Origin of the sequence: Streptomyces sp. NPDC005483 (genome assembly GCF_040606035.1) — a bacterium.
GTDB lineage: Bacteria > Actinomycetota > Actinomycetes > Streptomycetales > Streptomycetaceae > Streptomyces.
In genome coordinates this window covers 125,349-141,944 of the sequence record NZ_JBEXEA010000020.1, presented here as the reverse complement: position 1 = coordinate 141,944, position 16,596 = coordinate 125,349, and the positions used below count along the sequence as shown (strand labels likewise).

Annotated in this window: 19 protein-coding genes, 1 tRNA gene and 1 pseudogene; 15 read left to right on the top strand and 6 right to left on the bottom strand. The window is 66.5% G+C overall.

Annotated features, from left to right (window positions below; translation table 11 throughout):
• Window positions 1-2 precede the first annotated feature (2 nt).
• From ABZT06_RS33410 to ABZT06_RS33390, 5 genes and pseudogenes are all read left to right on the top strand, one after another.
• The gene (locus ABZT06_RS33410) at window positions 3-2,309 is read left to right on the top strand and encodes a hypothetical protein (RefSeq protein ID WP_355749464.1); all 2,307 of its coding nucleotides are present in this window, start codon (window positions 3-5) and stop codon (window positions 2,307-2,309) included.
• Window positions 2,310-2,567: 258 nt separating this feature from the next.
• Window positions 2,568-2,890: pseudogene (locus ABZT06_RS33405) on the top strand (ATP-binding cassette domain-containing protein); the annotation flags it as partial.
• Between the two features lie 337 nt (window positions 2,891-3,227).
• Complete coding sequence (locus tag ABZT06_RS33400) at window positions 3,228-3,647, top strand: hypothetical protein (RefSeq protein WP_355749461.1); 420 nt, start codon at window positions 3,228-3,230, stop codon at window positions 3,645-3,647.
• 499 nt (window positions 3,648-4,146) lie between these two features.
• Window positions 4,147-5,616 (top strand): hypothetical protein, encoded by a 1,470-nt coding sequence (locus ABZT06_RS33395; RefSeq protein WP_355749458.1) that lies wholly within the window; start codon window positions 4,147-4,149, stop codon window positions 5,614-5,616.
• 223 nt (window positions 5,617-5,839) lie between these two features.
• Complete coding sequence (locus ABZT06_RS33390; RefSeq protein WP_355749451.1) at window positions 5,840-6,418, top strand: SMI1/KNR4 family protein; 579 nt, start codon at window positions 5,840-5,842, stop codon at window positions 6,416-6,418.
• Here the strand turns inward: ABZT06_RS33390 and ABZT06_RS33385 are convergent.
• The 5 genes from ABZT06_RS33385 to ABZT06_RS33365 all read right to left on the bottom strand — a co-directional run bounded on the left by ABZT06_RS33385 (window position 6,408) and on the right by ABZT06_RS33365 (window position 9,142).
• Window positions 6,408-7,216 (bottom strand): IS5 family transposase gene (locus tag ABZT06_RS33385; protein ID WP_355749449.1). Its coding sequence is split into 2 segments (ribosomal slippage): window positions 6,408-6,862 and window positions 6,862-7,216, totalling 810 coding nucleotides; the frame shifts between segments, so codons are not numbered across the junction. The two genes, ABZT06_RS33390 and ABZT06_RS33385, sit on opposite strands and share 11 nt — an antisense overlap.
• Window positions 7,217-7,432: 216 nt before the next feature.
• Complete coding sequence (locus ABZT06_RS33380) at window positions 7,433-7,852, bottom strand: hypothetical protein (RefSeq protein WP_355749446.1); 420 nt, start codon at window positions 7,850-7,852, stop codon at window positions 7,433-7,435.
• 54 nt (window positions 7,853-7,906) lie between these two features.
• Window positions 7,907-8,260, bottom strand: a complete 354-nt coding sequence (locus tag ABZT06_RS33375; protein ID WP_355749595.1) for a hypothetical protein — start codon at window positions 8,258-8,260, stop codon at window positions 7,907-7,909.
• Window positions 8,260-8,688, bottom strand: coding sequence for an ATP-binding protein (locus ABZT06_RS33370; RefSeq protein WP_355749443.1), 429 nt, complete (start codon window positions 8,686-8,688; stop codon window positions 8,260-8,262). Before ABZT06_RS33370 ends, ABZT06_RS33375 begins: the two co-directional genes overlap by 1 nt.
• Before the next feature lie 46 nt (window positions 8,689-8,734).
• Complete coding sequence (locus ABZT06_RS33365) at window positions 8,735-9,142, bottom strand: NUDIX hydrolase (protein ID WP_355749592.1); 408 nt, start codon at window positions 9,140-9,142, stop codon at window positions 8,735-8,737.
• 109 nt (window positions 9,143-9,251) lie between these two features.
• Between ABZT06_RS33365 and ABZT06_RS33360 the strand changes: the two genes are divergently transcribed.
• The 10 genes from ABZT06_RS33360 (at window position 9,252) to ABZT06_RS33315 (ending at window position 16,443) form a co-directional block, all read left to right on the top strand.
• Entirely contained in the window at window positions 9,252-10,043 is a 792-nt protein-coding gene (locus tag ABZT06_RS33360; RefSeq protein ID WP_355749440.1) for a GntR family transcriptional regulator, read from the top strand.
• Between the two features lie 170 nt (window positions 10,044-10,213).
• Window positions 10,214-10,570, top strand: a complete 357-nt coding sequence (locus tag ABZT06_RS33355; RefSeq protein ID WP_057608710.1) for a hypothetical protein — start codon at window positions 10,214-10,216, stop codon at window positions 10,568-10,570.
• Window positions 10,570-11,946, top strand: coding sequence for an FtsK/SpoIIIE domain-containing protein (locus tag ABZT06_RS33350; RefSeq protein WP_355749437.1), 1,377 nt, complete (start codon window positions 10,570-10,572; stop codon window positions 11,944-11,946). Before ABZT06_RS33355 ends, ABZT06_RS33350 begins: the two co-directional genes overlap by 1 nt.
• Window positions 11,947-12,028: 82 nt before the next feature.
• The gene (locus ABZT06_RS33345; protein WP_355749434.1) at window positions 12,029-12,658 is read left to right on the top strand and encodes a DUF2637 domain-containing protein; all 630 of its coding nucleotides are present in this window, start codon (window positions 12,029-12,031) and stop codon (window positions 12,656-12,658) included.
• 265 nt (window positions 12,659-12,923) lie between these two features.
• A complete protein-coding gene (locus ABZT06_RS33340; RefSeq protein WP_355749431.1) occupies window positions 12,924-13,115 on the top strand; it encodes a mobile element transfer protein in 192 nt (63 codons plus the stop codon).
• Between the two features lie 16 nt (window positions 13,116-13,131).
• Complete coding sequence (locus ABZT06_RS33335) at window positions 13,132-13,335, top strand: hypothetical protein (RefSeq protein ID WP_355749428.1); 204 nt, start codon at window positions 13,132-13,134, stop codon at window positions 13,333-13,335.
• A gap of 17 nt (window positions 13,336-13,352) precedes the next feature.
• Window positions 13,353-13,601 carry a SpdD protein gene (locus ABZT06_RS33330; protein WP_355749425.1) on the top strand — a complete coding sequence of 83 codons (249 nt, stop codon included), beginning with the start codon at window positions 13,353-13,355 and terminating at the stop codon, window positions 13,599-13,601.
• Between the two features lie 120 nt (window positions 13,602-13,721).
• The gene (locus ABZT06_RS33325) at window positions 13,722-15,041 is read left to right on the top strand and encodes a replication initiator (protein WP_355749422.1); all 1,320 of its coding nucleotides are present in this window, start codon (window positions 13,722-13,724) and stop codon (window positions 15,039-15,041) included.
• Window positions 15,038-15,250, top strand: coding sequence for an excisionase family DNA-binding protein (locus ABZT06_RS33320; RefSeq protein WP_212669479.1), 213 nt, complete (start codon window positions 15,038-15,040; stop codon window positions 15,248-15,250). The genes ABZT06_RS33325 and ABZT06_RS33320 overlap by 4 nt, the downstream gene beginning before the upstream one ends.
• Window positions 15,250-16,443, top strand: coding sequence for a tyrosine-type recombinase/integrase (locus ABZT06_RS33315; protein ID WP_355749418.1), 1,194 nt, complete (start codon window positions 15,250-15,252; stop codon window positions 16,441-16,443). Before ABZT06_RS33320 ends, ABZT06_RS33315 begins: the two co-directional genes overlap by 1 nt.
• A 49-nt stretch (window positions 16,444-16,492) precedes the next feature.
• On the opposite strand, the gene ABZT06_RS33310 is transcribed toward ABZT06_RS33315, so the two are convergent.
• A tRNA-Gly gene (locus tag ABZT06_RS33310) sits at window positions 16,493-16,566 on the bottom strand.
• Window positions 16,567-16,596 lie beyond the last annotated feature (30 nt).

The window sequence follows — 16,596 nt, the reverse complement described above, 5'->3', positions numbered from 1 at the left end:
TCATGAAGCTGGCGCGCTTCTCGCCGCCAACCGCCGCAGCGCTGTTCCTGGGACTGACGATTGCCATCGGTCCAGGTGCGGTCGACTCGTACGCGGCGTCGGATGTACCACTGCCGATCGCGCACTTCGCGCACATGGTGGTGGATGCCCCGCACGGCCACCTGTTCATCAGCGGCGGCTCCGGCACCGACGGCATTCTCGTCACCGACCTCGACGGCGGGAACCCGACGATGATCAGTGGCGAGCCGGGGGTCACCGGTCTTGCCCTCTCCGACGACGGATCCGCCCTGTACGCGGCTCTGCCGGACCACGACACGATCGCGGCGATCAGCACGGACAACCTGACGGAGTCTGCTCGTTACGGCACGGGCGCGGCCACCCATCCGGACTCGCTGGCCGTCGCCGGGGGCACTCTCTGGTTCGGGTACGGCACGGCGGGCACCGGCGGCGTCGGATCCGTCGACGCGGTCGGCACGGTCACTCTGCCGCAGGATTCGGGCAGTTGGGCAGCACCGCCCATGCTGGCGACGACCCCGACGCCCTCCGGTGTACTCGCGGCCGCCGCGCAGACGGGCGACACCTCCGCCTTCGTCACGTACCGGGCGGAGGGCGGTGCGCTGACCCGGCAAGCCGCGAAGGCGCTGCCCTTCCGCGATCTCAGCGACCTCGCGGTCACCGCGGACGGGCAGCATCTGGCGGTCTCGTCAGAGCAGGACCTGAACGCGAGCACCCGACGGTTCCGAACCTCTGATCTCGCAGCGGACGGGCGGTTCGCCGAAGGGATGTACGCCACCGTCGCCGTGGCCCCGGACGGGACCATGTCCAGCGGCGACGGCGGCCTGCTCACATTTCCGGAAACGGGCGAGGGCGACTACACCGAGTACAGCTACACCTATCCGCTGCGCCTGGCCGCACACGGCCTTGCCTGGGCACCGGACGAGAGCCGGGTCTACGGCGTGGCCGTGGACGCCTCCGGGGGATCACCGACGCTCCACATCACTCGCACCCCGGAAACCGCGTGGGTCCGTCTCCACGGAAGCTCGACCACCACTCCGCTGGCACCCGGCGAGGCCTATTCGTTCCGGGCGGGCTTCGATTCCCCCCTCAGGCTCAGTGCCGGAGAAACGATGATTCCGGGCACGGTACGGATCACGCGCTACGACGACGCCGATCCGGACGGCGTGCTCATCCCGGACCGGACAACCACCCCGGCACGCGTGCCCGTCGACTTCTTCGGCTCCTACCTCGTCGCCGGCACCGCCCCCCTCACCGGCTCACTGAGCTTCCGCGTCGACTACTCCGGCAGCGGCCACTACGCCCCGGCAAGCCAGACCTTTGACCTCCCCGTCGCGAAGTACGCGCCCACCATGGCGCTGACGGCTCCCTCCGCCGGCGACCGTGCCACACCGATGACCGTCACCGGGCAACTCACCTGGCCGCATGCGCACGTGGCGACCGGCGCGGTCCACGTCGTCAAGACCGACTTGGCACACCCCGTCGGCTACTCGGCGGGCACCGTGCCACTCGCCGCCGACGGCAGCTTCGTCTTCCACGACACTCCGCAGACCGGCGGCGCGAACACGTACGCCTTCACCTACGACGGCGGCACGTCCTACCTCCCGGTCACGGCGTCGGCGAAGGTACAGGTGTCCCGAGCCACTCCGAGCCTGAGGGTGGCGACCGACGCGAAGTCGTACCGCTCCGGCGCGACGGTAAAGGTCACCGCACATCTGGGGACGACGTACAACTCACGTCTCGTGACGCTGTACGACCAACCTGCGGGCAAGTCGCGGACGCAGCTCAAGACCGGCAAGGTCGACGCGCAGGGGAACCTCGTCGCGTACTACAAGATCACCCGCAACACCGTCCTCAGCGCGGCCTTCGCCGGTGACTACCGCTACGAGCCGCGCACGGTGACCACCAGTGCGATCCTCACGCCGACGGCCCGGACGCAGATGCAGTGGCCGACGGGGACCACCCGCATCGGAGCCACCACCTACCAGGTCTTCTACAAGTCTGAAGTCAACCTGGGGTTCAACGTCCAGGTCACCCCCCACCAGTCCGGCGGCTGCACGTCGGTGTACCTCGAGCACTACTACTCGGGAGCCTGGCACCAGGTGACCTCGCAGAGATGCGTGCCCTTGTATTCCGACGGCTGGTACGGCTACGGCCGGGCTCTGAAGCTGTTCGTGAGCAACGACCACTACCGCATCCGGGCTCACTACACGCCGCCGGCCACGGGCGCACAAACCGGTAGCGTATGGAGCCAGTGGACCTACCTGACGGCCCGCCCCGGGAGCCCTTCGTGAGACCCCACCGCTCGGGGCCGTCCAGCACCCGCACCTGAGCCGAAGCGAATCCGCACGGGTTGCTTGTCTTCCTGGACCGGTGAGGCGCGGTCGTTGTTGCAGCGCTTCGCCCACTCGGCGCGGCAGCTGGATGCGCCGCGGCCGGGTCGTTGTGCCGGAGATCAGGGAGGACCCCTGGGCGCCGCTCAGACAATTGGTTGGAGCGGCATTCGTCGAGGCGGGCCGCTGTCGTGCTGGACAGGGCAGACTGAGAACCTTCTGTCATGCCCACATCCAGTCAACACTCCTCCCCCCGCCGCCGTCTCCACCACCGACCTGTGCAAGTCGTACGGAGACAAGACCGTCCTCGACGGCATCGATCTGCACATTCCGGCCGGGTCGGTGTTCGCCCTGCTGGGCCCCAACGGCGCCGGCAAGACCGCCGCCGTGAAGATCCTCTCCACTCCGATCTCCACCGACGGCGGCGAGGCCCAGGTAGTGGCCCACGACCTCGCCGCCCACCCGCAGGCAGTGCGGGTGCGATCGGGGTCACCGGCCACTTCTCCGCGGTCGACGGGCTGATCACCGGCGAGGAGAACATGCGTGCCTGCAACGGCCTTTCGGTCTCGACTTAGGGCACGCGGAGGTCATGCCACCTCCGAATTGGTCTAGACAACAAACAAACCCCAGGCTGATGGCCTGGGGTTTCATCATGGAGCGGGTGACGAGAATCGAACTCGCGCTCTCAGCTTGGGAAGCTTGGGTCTTCTATGGGCGGCTGCTCGGCTGACCTGCGGCGGAGAGGCTACGGCAGCTGACTGGTCGGCGACCTGGTCCCCGCCGTTCCCCGTGGTTCCCCGCACGACCTGGCACGCGTCTGGCACGCGTCCTGTCACCGACCACATGGTGATGTCAGTGCGGTCGGACACAATGCGCGCCATGAGTGATCACTACGAGGTTGTCTTCTCCTGCTTCCTCCGCGACGACACGCCGACCCCGGTTCTGGCGGCCCTGCGCTGGCATATGGGCATGGACGACGAAGGTCCGGATGACCTGGACCCAGACGATCATCCGTACCCGTTGCTTCTCTCGGGCCAGGGCCGGCTTCCTGGTGGCGACATCGTGTCCCTACGCCGCACGGTGCAGGAGTTCACGTCATCGGGGAAGCGGTACGAGTGGGAGCTGTTCGTGCGCATCTACTGGGTCGATGACCTCACGCTCCACCTCGACGCACTGCTAGAGCTGATCGCTCCTCACGTCGCGCGCCGGGGCTACGGCGGCTACATACGCGACGAGTACGACATCGAGGTTAAGACCTTCAAGTTCCATGACGGTACGTACGATCCCGTCGAGATCTAAGAAGGAGCGTTTTCACCACCGACGGCAAGAAACACCCCATCTTGCCTGAGGTCCACCCTCGGGTGGTAACCCGTTTGGTCGGGGGGCTGTGACCTGGGGGTTCGCTGCTGGCGGTTGTAGATCGACTGTCACTGTCGGTCGTCGTCGCGTGGCGTCGGGGAGCCTTGAACGGCCCAGGGACGGCCCGAGCGCGATCACTCCGAAGGTTCCCGGCACTCATCGAGCCGGACCCGCACCTGATGGTTGTGGGCGTGCCAGAGGACCTCTCCCTTGATGGCACCCCCCGAGGCCAGGCGGATCTATCCCGTGCGGCATGGCCGTTATCTCGGCAAGCGCCACGGCATCTATCTATACGTATAAGGACCCCGAACGGCTGGCGCCCGATGACCTCTCCGGCGATCTGGGCCCCCACGGGCAGAGCAATGGTTGCCGCCCAGCCTCGTAGGACAAATCGTCAATCCATGCCACAGGCGAGATCACTCCATCTATAATGTGACCCATGTCACAGAATGAAGCCTCCGCGGACGCAGCACCCACTCAGGCCGAGCTCTTTGCCGCGCACATAACTCAGTTGCAGGATGCATTCTGGTGGCATCTGGATGCCCTTTTGGAAGTGATGGAAGCATCCCTCCCAGAAATCGAGAAGCTTGATTCATCAGACGAAGCTTCGTCCACCGTAACGAAACTCATGTCGAGCCTCAGCGGGGGCAGTGTTGAAAAAGTTGTGGCAGCTTTCAAAAAGTATCACGACGGAAAGAATGAAGAGAGCGGCAAGTCGCTAAACTTCATGGCAGTAATGTGGGAGGAAGTGAAGGCCGAACCATGGGGGCCAACTCTCATGAGATACCTCCACGAAGCGCTTCGAAGGCCCCCAAGACTCCCGATCCTCCTGCAGTCCACGACAGTGTCAGCCGTGAGCAATTTCGAAGTACTGCTATCTGGGCTAGCCTATCAGTATTACCAAACTACCCCTCAGGCGCTAGAGGCCACCTCGCGGGAAAAGGAAAAGGAGTTCTCACTCAAAGACCTCAAGGAAATGGCCAGCATTGACGATGCAGTCGATATGGCTATCACCCGGCGCGTTGACGAGCTAATGTTCGGAAGCTTCGGTGAGTGGCGAAAATTCTTCATCGATAAGATGAATCTCAAGTTTGACGACTACGCAGTAGACTGGGAGGTTCTTCAAGAGATCTTTCAGCGCCGTCACGTTATCGTGCACAACGGTGGGCGGGCCAGCAAGCGTTACCTAAGAAGCGTCGCCTCAAGGTTTTCTGAGGGTGTTCGCGAGGGAGACCTCTTGGAGGTCGACCAAGACTACGTGCTGCGCGCAACCCATGAGCTCCTGACCTTTGGCTTCCTACTAAGCACCGCAGTAGGAATAAAACTGGCAAAGAGTGAGAGAGAATACTTCCTTGCACGCCTTCACCATTTCATGTACAGAAACCTCGTGAAGGGTCGGAACGAACTGGTTAATAAGTGTGCGTCTTACGGAGAAGAGGGGACTCAGAACATGAATGACGAGCTCACCTTCCGAGTAAACAGGTGGATTGCAAGGCAGCGACTTTCTGATAGCTCCGTCCAGTCCGAGGTAGAGAATTGGGATGTGCGCGCACTCAGCCCCAGGTATAAATTGGCCAAACATTGCCTGCTAGGCGAAAAAGATGCCGCGATGAACGTCTTGCAGTCGCTTTACGCGGCGGGCGATATTGGTTTTGAGGATATAATTGAATGGCCCTTGCTTGAGCCTCTGCGCGGCACCTCAGCGTACGTTTCCATGACGAGAAATATGGAGATCCCGGAGGGGTGGCATCTTTCGGATTTGATTCTTTACGAGAATCCCAAATCGGGAACTTTGCACCTGCGGAGTTGTTCTCTTGTCCGGCCCGATTTTAAAAGAAGGGCAGCCGATCAGGTCGACGCATCTTCCGTAGGCCTATGTAAACGATGCAAGCCGAAGCTAGCGCAATAGGTCGGCGGAGCGGCTTTGGGCTGGAGCTGCTTTGGGGCGAGTGATCATGGCCCCGTAAGCTTCCGGCGAGTCGGGCAGTCTGTGGACCTGCCCGTTAAAGCACGACGTTGGGGCCATGATCTTAGAGGCTCGCCCCAAAGTGGCTGCCTAAGACGACGTTTCCTTTGGCTTCGTGTTCAGGCCGTCGCCCCAGAGCGGCATGTTGGTCTGGCAGGGTGTTCTCGTGGACGATCTCATCGGCACCCAGGCACCACGCCGTCGCCTGCACGCACCAGTCGATGCCGTTGAGGAACTGGAGCGTACGGTGCCAGGGCTGGTTGGCCACCGTCGCTCAGTCCCCGTAGACATCAACTGGGCGATGGTCGAAGCAGATCTCGGCGTAGGGCTGCCGGACGACTACAAGCTGCTTTGCGAGCTGTTCCCAGCGTTCGCGCTGGGAGACTTCCTGCTTCTCGGCGGACCTCAGCCTGGCACGGAGGCGGCATGGGTGCAGGGCACTCGCGAGGAGTTGGAGATCGTCGCGGAGTGGTGCGCTGATGCCGACTTGGCCGTCCCGCTCCAGCCGTATCCGGCCGCAGGTGGTCTGCTGCCTTGGGCGGCTTCCAACGAGGGCGACATCTTCCTCTGGGAGACGGGCCCGACCGCTTCCCGGGAATGGACGGTCACTGTCGCCTCCCGGAACGGCGGCTGGTGGCACTACACGGGCGGGGCGGTCCAGTTCGTGGCTGATCTGGTCAGTGGCGCGCTGGAGCCGTGGGGGCTGCCGAGTGTGCAGCCTGAGGTGAGCTGGGTCATGCGCTGAGTCGGCGGTAGCCAATCAAGGCCGCGGCTATACCGACGAAGGCGAGGAAGTGTTCGGCCTTGCGTTCGTAGCGTCGGTGCAGGCGTCTGCACCCGGCCAGCCAGGATACGGTCCGCTCGACCACCCACCTGTGGCGGCCCAGCCGCGCGGAGGACTCGATGCCTTTGCGGGCGATGCGGTGGCGAATACGCCGCTCGCTCAGCCATCGGCGCAGGTGGTCGTAGTCGTATCCCTTGTCGGCGTGGAGCTTGGCCGGGCGTCTTCGGCGCGGCCCACGTCGGGAGCGGATGGGCGGGATGCCCTGGACGAGCGGCTTCAACCCGAGGCTGTCGTGCATGTTGGCGCCGGAGATGCCCAGCGACAGCGGCAGTCCGTTCCGGTCGGTGATCAGGTGGATTTTCGATCCGTTCTTGCCGCGGTCGGTCGGATTCGGTCCGGTCAGCGGCCCCCTTTTGCGGCGCGCACGCTGACGGAGTCGATCGCACACCGCGACCAGTCCAATTCACCGCGGGCGCCGAGCTCGTCGAGGATGACGCGGTGAAGCTTCGCCCAGACCCGCGCCTGGCTCCACTGGGCGAAGCGTCGGTACACCGTGGGCCAGGCCGGTCCGAACACTGGCGGGAGCTGCCGCCAGGTGCAGCCCGAGGTGGCCACGAAGATGATCGCTGCTAGGGCTTCACGGTCACCGGCTCGTCGCCGGCCCCCACCTTGCGGGCGCCTGATCTCGGTCGGCGGTACCACCCGCCGAAACAGCAACCACAGCTCATCCGGCACCAGACGCTCGACAAGACTCGCCATGCCCTGAGCAACGACCGGAGACACCAAAGGAAACGTCGTCTAAAGCCGCGGAGCCGACCGCCCCAGCCACAGAGGGTTTCCCGCTCTTCGCCCGCATGCACGCAGCGCGCCGCCGTGGCGCGGCCAGCCGGGGCGAAGACAGAGGCAGGCCGCGCCGTCGAGGCGGCGCGCGCCCGCGCCGTGCGCGGGCCTTGAACCAGTAGAGAAAGTTGTAACTCAGTCTGCAGCGTGGGCCTGTTGGGTCTCTGTCTGAGAGTGCTTGACGGGCTTGGTGTCGGCTCGGAACTCGTCCAGGAGCTCGAAGAACATCTCCATGGCGAGCCTGCCGGACCGCTCTGCTTCACGTTCGATCTCTGGAGCCCAGCCGAGGGAGGAAGGGCGGCCTTGGCGCTGACATAGCCACTCGGAGAAGTGGCTCGGGCTGCCTGGGGTCCAGAAGTCGAACGGCTCGGCGATGTCGTGGATGCCTAGCGCGACGCGGTAGCCGGTGAGCATGGAGTCGAGGTGCTGCAAGGAGTTGTTGCGGACCCACATGCCGGGGCGGAGTCGTACTTCCTCAAGGAAGTCGTACACGTCGGTGAGATCTTCGATGCGTCTGGGTTTGCGTCTCGTACCGGGTGCGTCTGAGTCGGTCATGCGGGCACTCTATTGAGGAGCAGTGTCTGTTGAAGGCCCTGTATGGGGCTTGAACTAGTGCGCGCAGGCTGGGCTGTCGAGGCCCTGGCGGTGTGCGAGAGGCAGGAAGAGCACTGGTCGGATCGTCCATGTGATGCGGGTGCCGGCCTGCGTGAGCGACACCGTGCATGCCTTGGCACGTACAAGGGCTCTCCTTGTCGTAATGCGGCCGTCGTACAGCCACTCCCACGCCTCCTGGGACGCGTCGGGGTCCAGTGCCGGTGAGATTGTGCGCAGTGCCATCGCTACCCATCTGTCGGCCTGCGGAGCCGAGTACGCGTCGAAGGACGCCCGCAGAATCGGCCGCGTCTCGCTTGTGAGGTCTTGGGTCCAGCACTCGCACCAGTAGCCCCGCTGCGGCTTGTCCATCAGCACGGGTGACCTCCCAGGGGCGGGGCCGTGAACAACTCCGCGGTGATCGTGTGGCCGACGTCGCTCTCGTGGACCACGACCCGGTGAGCGATCATGCTGACCATGCCCAGGCCCCGGCCGTGCTCGGCGTCCTGGTCTTGGCGCTCGATCTTCGGAGCGGTGCCGGCGCCTCCGTCGTCCGTGACCGACAGCGCGATGGCCTGTGCCGATACCGCCAGTGCCAGATGGAAGCTGCCTGAGTCCTGGCCGCTGGCGGTGTGGAGGATGGCGTTTGCGCTCAGCTCGCTCACGATCAGCTCGGCGTCCGCAGCCAGTGGCGATCCGCGCAGGATGTCGCGGGTCCAGCGGCGGGCCCGGCTGACCTCTTCCGGGAAACCTGGGCAAGTGAGCCCCCAGACCCGGGCTGTACTCGTATACTCGTGCATACAAGTTCCTTCGTGCTGGTAGGCCGCCATGTGCAGCGGGTTCGGGCTAGACGAGTTTCACGCCGTCGTGGGCGCGGATGGCAGGTGGAGACGCCGCGTCCATCGCGTCCAGGACGCGGATGGCGTATGCCTCGTCGGCAAGCTCGGAGACTTCTTCGCGGGTGGCCCAGCGCAGTGCGCGGGTCTCGTCGCCGGTGGTGGGCGTGCCGTCGGCGGCCTGGCAGCGGAAGACCAGGGAGACGATCAGGCCCGTCATGTTCTTGTAGATGCCGGTCAGGGTCGCCGGAAGGGCGATCTTGATGCCGGTCTCTTCGAGGACTTCGCGTTGCAGGGCCTCGGGAACGGTCTCCCCGCGTTCGAGGACACCGCCCGGGGGCTCCCACTTGCCGTTGTCCCGGCGCTGGATCAGGAGGGCCCGGCCCAGGTCGTCGACGACGACTCCGGCCACGCTCACGGAGTGCGGGCGTTCTGTGCTCACGTTCCTCGGCCCTCTCGGATGGCTAGGCTCTCCACCGTAGCAACAACACTCGCCCACACGTCTAGATACCTAAAGGAGTGCACTCGTGACCCCTGCTCTTCCCTCCGGCCAGCTCGGTGATCTCGACCCCACGAGCGATCGTGCGGTCTTTAGGCAGATCGCCGACCAGCTGCGCGAGGCCATCGACCGTGGGCGGTTCCGAGAGGGCGAGAAGCTGCCCTCCGAGGCGGAGCTGGTGGACCACTACGGGGTATCCCGAATGACCGTCCGCAACTCCTTCTCCATCCTCCAGGGGGAAGGACTCGTCCACGCCGAGCACGGCAAGGGCGTCTTCGTCCGGCCCCGCCCGCCCGTGCGGCGGCTCGCCTCCGACCGGTTCGCCCGCCGGCATCGCGAGCAGGGCAAGTCCGCGTTCATCGTCGAGGCAGATACGGTCGGCAGCCATCCGCAGGTCGACAGCCTTGAGGTCAAGGAAGAGAAGGCCAGTCAGGACATCTCCACGCGGCTCGGCTCGGTACGGCGGGTGCTCGCCCGGCGCCGGCGATACCTCCTCGACGGACGGCCGGTCGAGTACGCCACCTCCTACCTCCCCCTCGACATCGCCCGCGGCACGCAGATCGCCGAACCCAACCCCGGACCCGGCGGCATCTACGCCCGCCTCGAAGAACTCGGCCACCGCCTCGACCACTTCGAGGAAGAGATCCGAGCCCGGATGCCCTCACCGGACGAAGTCAAGACACTCCGGCTCGCCTCCGGCGTGCCCGTCATCCACCTCATCCGCACCGCCTTCGACACCGAGGGGCGAGCGGTCGAGGTCTGTGACACGGTCATGGCGGCGGACGCGTATGTGCTGTCGTATCAGCTTCCGGCGACCTGATCGTCATGGTTTGCGGTGGTGCGCGGGGACGCCTTCCCGAACTCGTACACCCCAGCATGCATACTCGTATAGACGAGTGGGCAAGTTGTGTGGCAGGGTGATCGTCGTGAGCCCGGGAGATCGGGTTCGCAGATCGCTACATGTATAGACGAGTAGATAGGGAAACCGTCTTGCGCACCATCCGTGTTGAGACCTCCGCCGCCACGATCCTCCTCACCGAGGCTCCTGAGCCCAAGGTCCGCGACCGTCAGACCGGCGAGATTGCCAAGGACGCCGTCAGCGGTGAGGCGCTGATGACGCTGGGCGTCGTGTACATCGAGGACGGTGAGTCCTCACTGATCAAGGTCACCGTGCCGGAGGGCGGTGTCTCCGAGGGCCTGAACCTCGGTGCTCCGGTCTCGCTGCCGGGGCTCATCGCCCGGCCGTGGGAGTCCGTGTTCAACGGCCAGCAGCGTCACGGCATCGCCTACCGGGCCGCCGCCGTCACCCCGGCCGCGTTCCCGGCCGCCATGGGGGCCACCGCCTGATGACCGACCTGACGACACTCCTGGAGGTGGGTGGTCCCCTCACTGCGCTCGGCGGCGGGACCGCCTACACCCGGGCCAAGCACCCGGCGCTCTACTGGTCCGCCATCGGCGGCCCGATATCCACCGCCCGCCTGCTCAGCTCGTACAGCTCCGTCATGGAGGCCTGCGGCCTGACCGTCGCACCCTCGCGGCTGCGAGTCCTCGCCGTCAAGGCCACCACCCGGCGGGAGGTCCGGCCGGTCCCGCCCCGCCGGGGCATCATCCGGCCCACCTCGACCGTGCTGCGCATCCGGCTGCGGCTCGCCCCCGGGCAGGAACCCGCTGACGTCGCGGCCTCAGCCGAACGGCTGCGGCACGCCTGGGGTGTGCACGCCGTCTACGTCAGCACCGTCAAGCCGGGTGTCGTGGAACTGCGGCTTGTCGGCTATGACGTCTTGCGGCGGGTCCGGATGCCGCGCAAGGCCGACTCCGGTTTGCTCAAGGTGCCGGTTGCTCTGCGGGAGGATGCCACTCCGTTCGTACGGGACTACCGGACGGTTCCCCACCAACTCACCCTGGGCGCAACCCTGTCGGGCAAGTCCATGTACCTGCGACACCTCATCGCCGGACTGGCTGCTCAGCCCGTCGCCCTTGTCGGGATCGACTGCAAACGCGGTGTCGAACTGGCGCCCTTCGCTGCTCGCCTCTCCGCCCTCGCCACCGACCCGGACGAAGCCGCCGAACTCCTGCCCGTCCTGGTCAAGGAAATGGAGGACCGCTACGACCTGATCAAGGCGCGGCAGGGCATCGCGCCCGGCACCCCGGACGAGGAGATCACCTCCGACATCTGGGGCTTGCCCGAGAACGAACGGCCCGTGCCCATCGTCCTGTTCGTCGACGAGGTCGCCGAACTCTTCCTCACCGCCACCCGCAAGGACGAAGATCGGCGGGATGAGATGGTCACCCATCTCATCCGTCTCGCCCAGCTCGGCCGTGCGGCCGGCATTTACCTGGAGGTTTGCGGGCAGCGCTTCGGCGCCGAACTCGGCAAGGGCGCCACCATGCTCCGCGCCCAGCTCACCGGCCGCGTCTGCCACCGCGTCAACGACGAAGCCTCCGCCAAGATGGCCCTCGGCGACATCGCCCCGGAAGCGGTGCATGCCGCCTGCGCCATCGCCCCCGAACTGCCCGGCCTCGCCGTCGCGGGCGACACCTCCGGCGGCTGGTCCCGCATCCGAACCCCGTACCTCTCCCTCGGCGACGCCGCTGAGATCTGCCGGGAATCGGCGCACCTGGTGCCCGACCTGCCGGCGCTAAAGCCCTTCCGGCCCGCCATCCCCGTGCGCCTCGTCGCGGCCCCGGCACGGGCAGTCCTGCCGCACCCGGTAACCGACTGACGCTCACCTCTATCCGGTCGGCGTGACCGCCTCGCGCCACGTCCCTACCCCTGCCATGCCCGAAACCGAAAGGAGCCGGACCGTGCGCGCCTATCTGGCCCGTGTCGACGCGGTGTTGGTCCAGGCGCTCATCGCCGCCGCCCTGTCCTTCGCCCACATCCACGACATCGCTGCGGCGGCCGGACAGGACGGATGGAAAGCGTGGGCATACCCGATCAGCGTTGACCTGCTGCTCGTCGCCGCATGGCGCCGACTCCGCACCGGTACGGCCAAAGCAGCGGCCTGGTGCTGGTTCGTCATCGCCCTCACCGCCTCCCTCGGCGCCAACGTCGCCACCGCCGGACTGCTCGATATGGCCGACGTGCCGGCCTGGCTGCGCATCCTCGTCGCAGGTTGGCCCGCGGTTGCCTTCCTCGGCGGGACCCTTCTCGCGCACTCGGCGCCCAAGGAGACCACCGACGAGATCGGCCCAGAGGTCTCGGAGGACCAGGAGGACGAGCCCGAAGCCACACCCGGCCCGCCTGTCCAACCCGCCACCGAATCGACCCCGCCGACACCGTCCGTCTCGGTCCCGGTCGCCCTGGTCGACCACGCCCGCAAGGTCGCCGCCGAACACCACACCCGCACCGGCGCCCCGATCGACACCTCGACTCTCCGCACCCGCCTCGGCGTTCCTGCACCCATGGCCGAAGCCATCGCCGCCCAGCTCTGAAGGCGGGCCCTGTCGGGGGCTTTACCGCTTCCGCATCACTCGCCGCGTTCCGATAGCGGCCGAAATGATCAGTGCCTCAAGGCAGCACATGGTGATCACGGTGGCCCAGGACTCGCCCAACCACCACCTTCCCCCGACACCCGCGAGCCCAAGTACCAACGCGGCCGAACCGAAGGCGGCCAGCTGCCGCGCACCTTGTGACATGCCGCTGATTTACACACGGCCGCGCGCCCCAGGCAACCAAACAAAGGAAAGGAAACCGGCTGTGCCAGCCAACCGCCGCTTCCGCAACGTCACCCGCATCGGTCCCGTCCAGGTCGCTACCTCGTATGACGGCAGGGGCCGCGAGAAGCACACCGCCGCCTGCACCGCCCCGCGCTGCAACTTCTCCGCCGACTACGACAGCCGCGCCGCCGCCGAACTGGCCGCCCGTACCCACCGCTGCCCCGTTCGCTGAAAGGACCCGCCCTCCCGTGACCGTCAGCCTGCCCCTCGTCGTCGTCCTTGGCTTCTTCGCCTGGGGAGCGGTCAAGTTCCTCGGCGTCCGCACCTGGATCGTCGTGCTGATCGCCCTCTTCGGCTTCTGGCTCTCCCACACCTTCCTCGCCCCCGCCATCGAGTCCGGCACGCGTTCCGGCGTGACTGTCATAAACGGCCTAGCACATCTAGACGAGTAGATAAGAAGGGCTCCGCCGTGTTCCTGCCCAAGTACCCCGACAACCCCACCCCGCCGCCCGCGCATACCCACACCGCCACGACCGACCCGGCACCCGCTCGCCGCTCGCTGCCCTCGGTGTCCATCGATCAGAAGACGGTCGCCGCCCTGGTCGTCGGCGGAGTCGTCCTCACCGCGCTCCTGGCCGCCGTCGCCGTCACGGCCATCTCGGTAGCCGTGGCCGCCATCGTTCTGCGCTCCATGCTCCGCGACCAGCACCGCCGCTAGATCCCGCCCGGCCTCCGGGGCGACGGCACACGACCAAGCATTACGCCGCCCCGGGGCCTTCCTCCCGACCGAGCCAGTCAGAAGGGAAACGCCATCTTCACCCGCACCACCCCGGCCCCCGTGCCGGAACTCGCGAACCTGGCCGCCCAGGGCACCCTCCCCGGTATCCTCCGTCAACTCTCCGTCCTCGGCGGCTGCACCCACCCCATCCGCCTCGACGGCCACCGCACCGAATACGACCTCGACACCACCACCGGCGAGATCGGCCGCATCCTCCAGCACCTCGACTCCACCGGCCTCCCCGCCGGCCAACTCCTCGTCCGCTGCAACAACCGCCGCACCACCCGCTGCCCGGCCTGCGCCGAGGTCTACCGCCGCGACACCTTCCACCTCATCACCGCCGGACTACGCGGCGGCAAAGGCACCCCCGAGCAGGTCGGCACCCACCCCCGTGTGTTCGCCACCTTCACCGCCCCCGGCTTCGGCCCGGTCCACAACCGCCGTACCGACGGCCGCCCCTGCCGCTGCGGCCTCCACCACGACCAGGACGACAACACCCTCGGCACCCCACTCAACCCCGACACCTACGACTACGAAGCCGCCGTGCTTTGGAACGCCCACGCGGGGGCTCTCTGGCGACGCTTCTCGATCTACCTCCGCCGAGAGGTCGCCAAGCGCGCGGGCCTCTCCCAACGCCGCCTCCGCGACCACGCCCGCGTCTCCTTCGCCAAGGTCGCCGAGTACCAAAAGCGCGGAGCTGTCCACTTCCACGCGGTCATCCGCATCGACGGCCCGGGGGGCGGCAACACCGCACCGCCCGCCTGGGCCACGGCCGAACTCCTCACCGACGCCATAGAAACCGCCGCCGACAAGGCCCGTGTCGACGGCCCGACCATCGACGGCCGCACCCACACCTTCACCTTCGGCCGCCAACTCGACGTGCGCACCATCCGATCCGCCGACTTCAACGACGGCCAGGAACTCACCGAACGAGCCGTCGCCGCCTACATCGCCAAGTACGCCACCAAGGGCGCCGAAACAGCGACCGGCGCCCTCGACCGCCCGCTCAAGTTCGTCGCCGAACTCGCCCAGCTCGACATCAGCGACCACGCCCGCCAACTCATCCGAACCGCCTGGACTCTCGGCGCCCGCAAGAGCCTCGAACACCTCCGCCTGCGCGCCTGGGCCCACATGCTCGGCTTCCGCGGCCACTTCTCCACCAAGTCCCGCCGCTACTCCACCACCCTCGGCGCCCTCCGCACCGCCCGCGCCGAATATCGCCGCGCCCAAGCAGCAGCCACCACACCTGACCGCGCGACCGAGACGACGTACGTCCTCGCCCACTGGGTCTTCGCCGGAACCGGCCTCTCCGACACCGAAGCCTGGCTGTCCGCATCCCTCGAACGCGCCCCCGGAACGGAAGGGGAACCCACCGCATGACCGATCGCTACCTGTCCGTCGACCAGGTCGCCGAGTTGCTCGGCACGACCGCCCGCTTCCCTCGGCGGCTGATCGAGGAGCGGCGCATTCGGTATGTGAAGCTCGGCCGGCATGTGCGCATCCCGGAGAGCGCGGTCGAGGAGTTCATCCAGGCCCGGACCGTTCAGCCGTTGAGGCGGCCTCGCCCTAGCTACAGGAGGGCTGCCTGATGGCCAACAGCAAGGGGAGGCGTCGCCGCTTCGGCGCGATCAGACGGCTTCCGTCCGGCCGTTACCAGGCGCGCTATCCGGGCCCGGACGGCGTGATGCGTCCCGCACCCGACACCTTCGCGACCAAGGCGGACGCTGACGACTGGCTCGCTGAGAAGCAGACGGAGATCAGGCGGGGGGAGTGGCGTGCCCCGGAGGCTGGGTCGGTCAACTTCAAGGTGTACGCGGAAAAGTGGGTGGAGGAACGGGAGCTCTCGATCCTCAGCGAGGACCTCTATCGCTACCTCCTCAACGACCACGTCCTTCCGACCTTCGGCGAATCGGACCTCGACGAGATCACCGCACCCCGCGTCCGCGAATGGCGTGCCGAACGCCTCCGTACGACCGGTGCCAAGACCACGACCGCCAAGGCGTACCGGCTCCTGAAAGGCATCATGGAGACGGCCGTGGACGACGACCTCCTCAAGCGCAACCCGTGCCGGATCAAGGGTGCCGGAAAGGAGAAGGCGGCCGAACGTCGCATCGCAACCGTCGCCCAGGTCGACGCCCTCGCCGACCAGCTCGGTCCCCGCTGGCGCCTCATGGTGTACCTCGGCGCTTACGGCCCTCTCCGCCCCGAGGAACTTGCGGGCCTCCGGTGCCGTGACATCGACGTCGACCGACTGAAGATCACGGTCCGCCTCGCCGAGCCGGAGCGTACGAATGGTCGTCGTGCCCCCGGTGACACCAAGTCCGAAGCCGGTACCCGGACCGTCCACCTGCCCGAGTTCCTCCGCTCGGAGCTGCGCGTCCATATGGAGTTGTTCGCGGGCAAGGGTGCTGACGGGCTGGTCTTCCTCGGCGAGAAGGGCGCTCCCTTCCGGCGCAGCAGCTTCGGCCGGAAGTGGCGGAAGGCTCGTACCGTCGTTGGCGTCCCCGAGGGTTTCCGGTTCTACGACCTTCGTCACACCGGGCACACGCTGTCGACGCGCTCGGGCGCCACCCTCAAGGACACGATGGTTCGTGCCGGCCAGTCCTCCGAAAAGGCCGCGCTGATCTATCAGCACTCCGACGACGATCGGCAGCAGGAAGTTGCAGCCGGCCTCGACGCGACCGTACGGAGGGCGCGCCAGGAAGCTGCTGGTGTGCCGGATGATCCACCGGGTACGGCGGACGATCAGCGTTCTGGCACGAATCTGGCACACGACCGCTGATCATCATGGACAGCAAAAAGGCCCGGGTCTCTGACCTGGGCCTTAGTCATGGAGCGGGTGACGAGAATCGAACTCGCGCTCTCAGCTTGGGAAGCTGATGTTCTACCATTAAACTACACCCGCGTGATTCGCCGGACGGAACCGGTGTCGAAC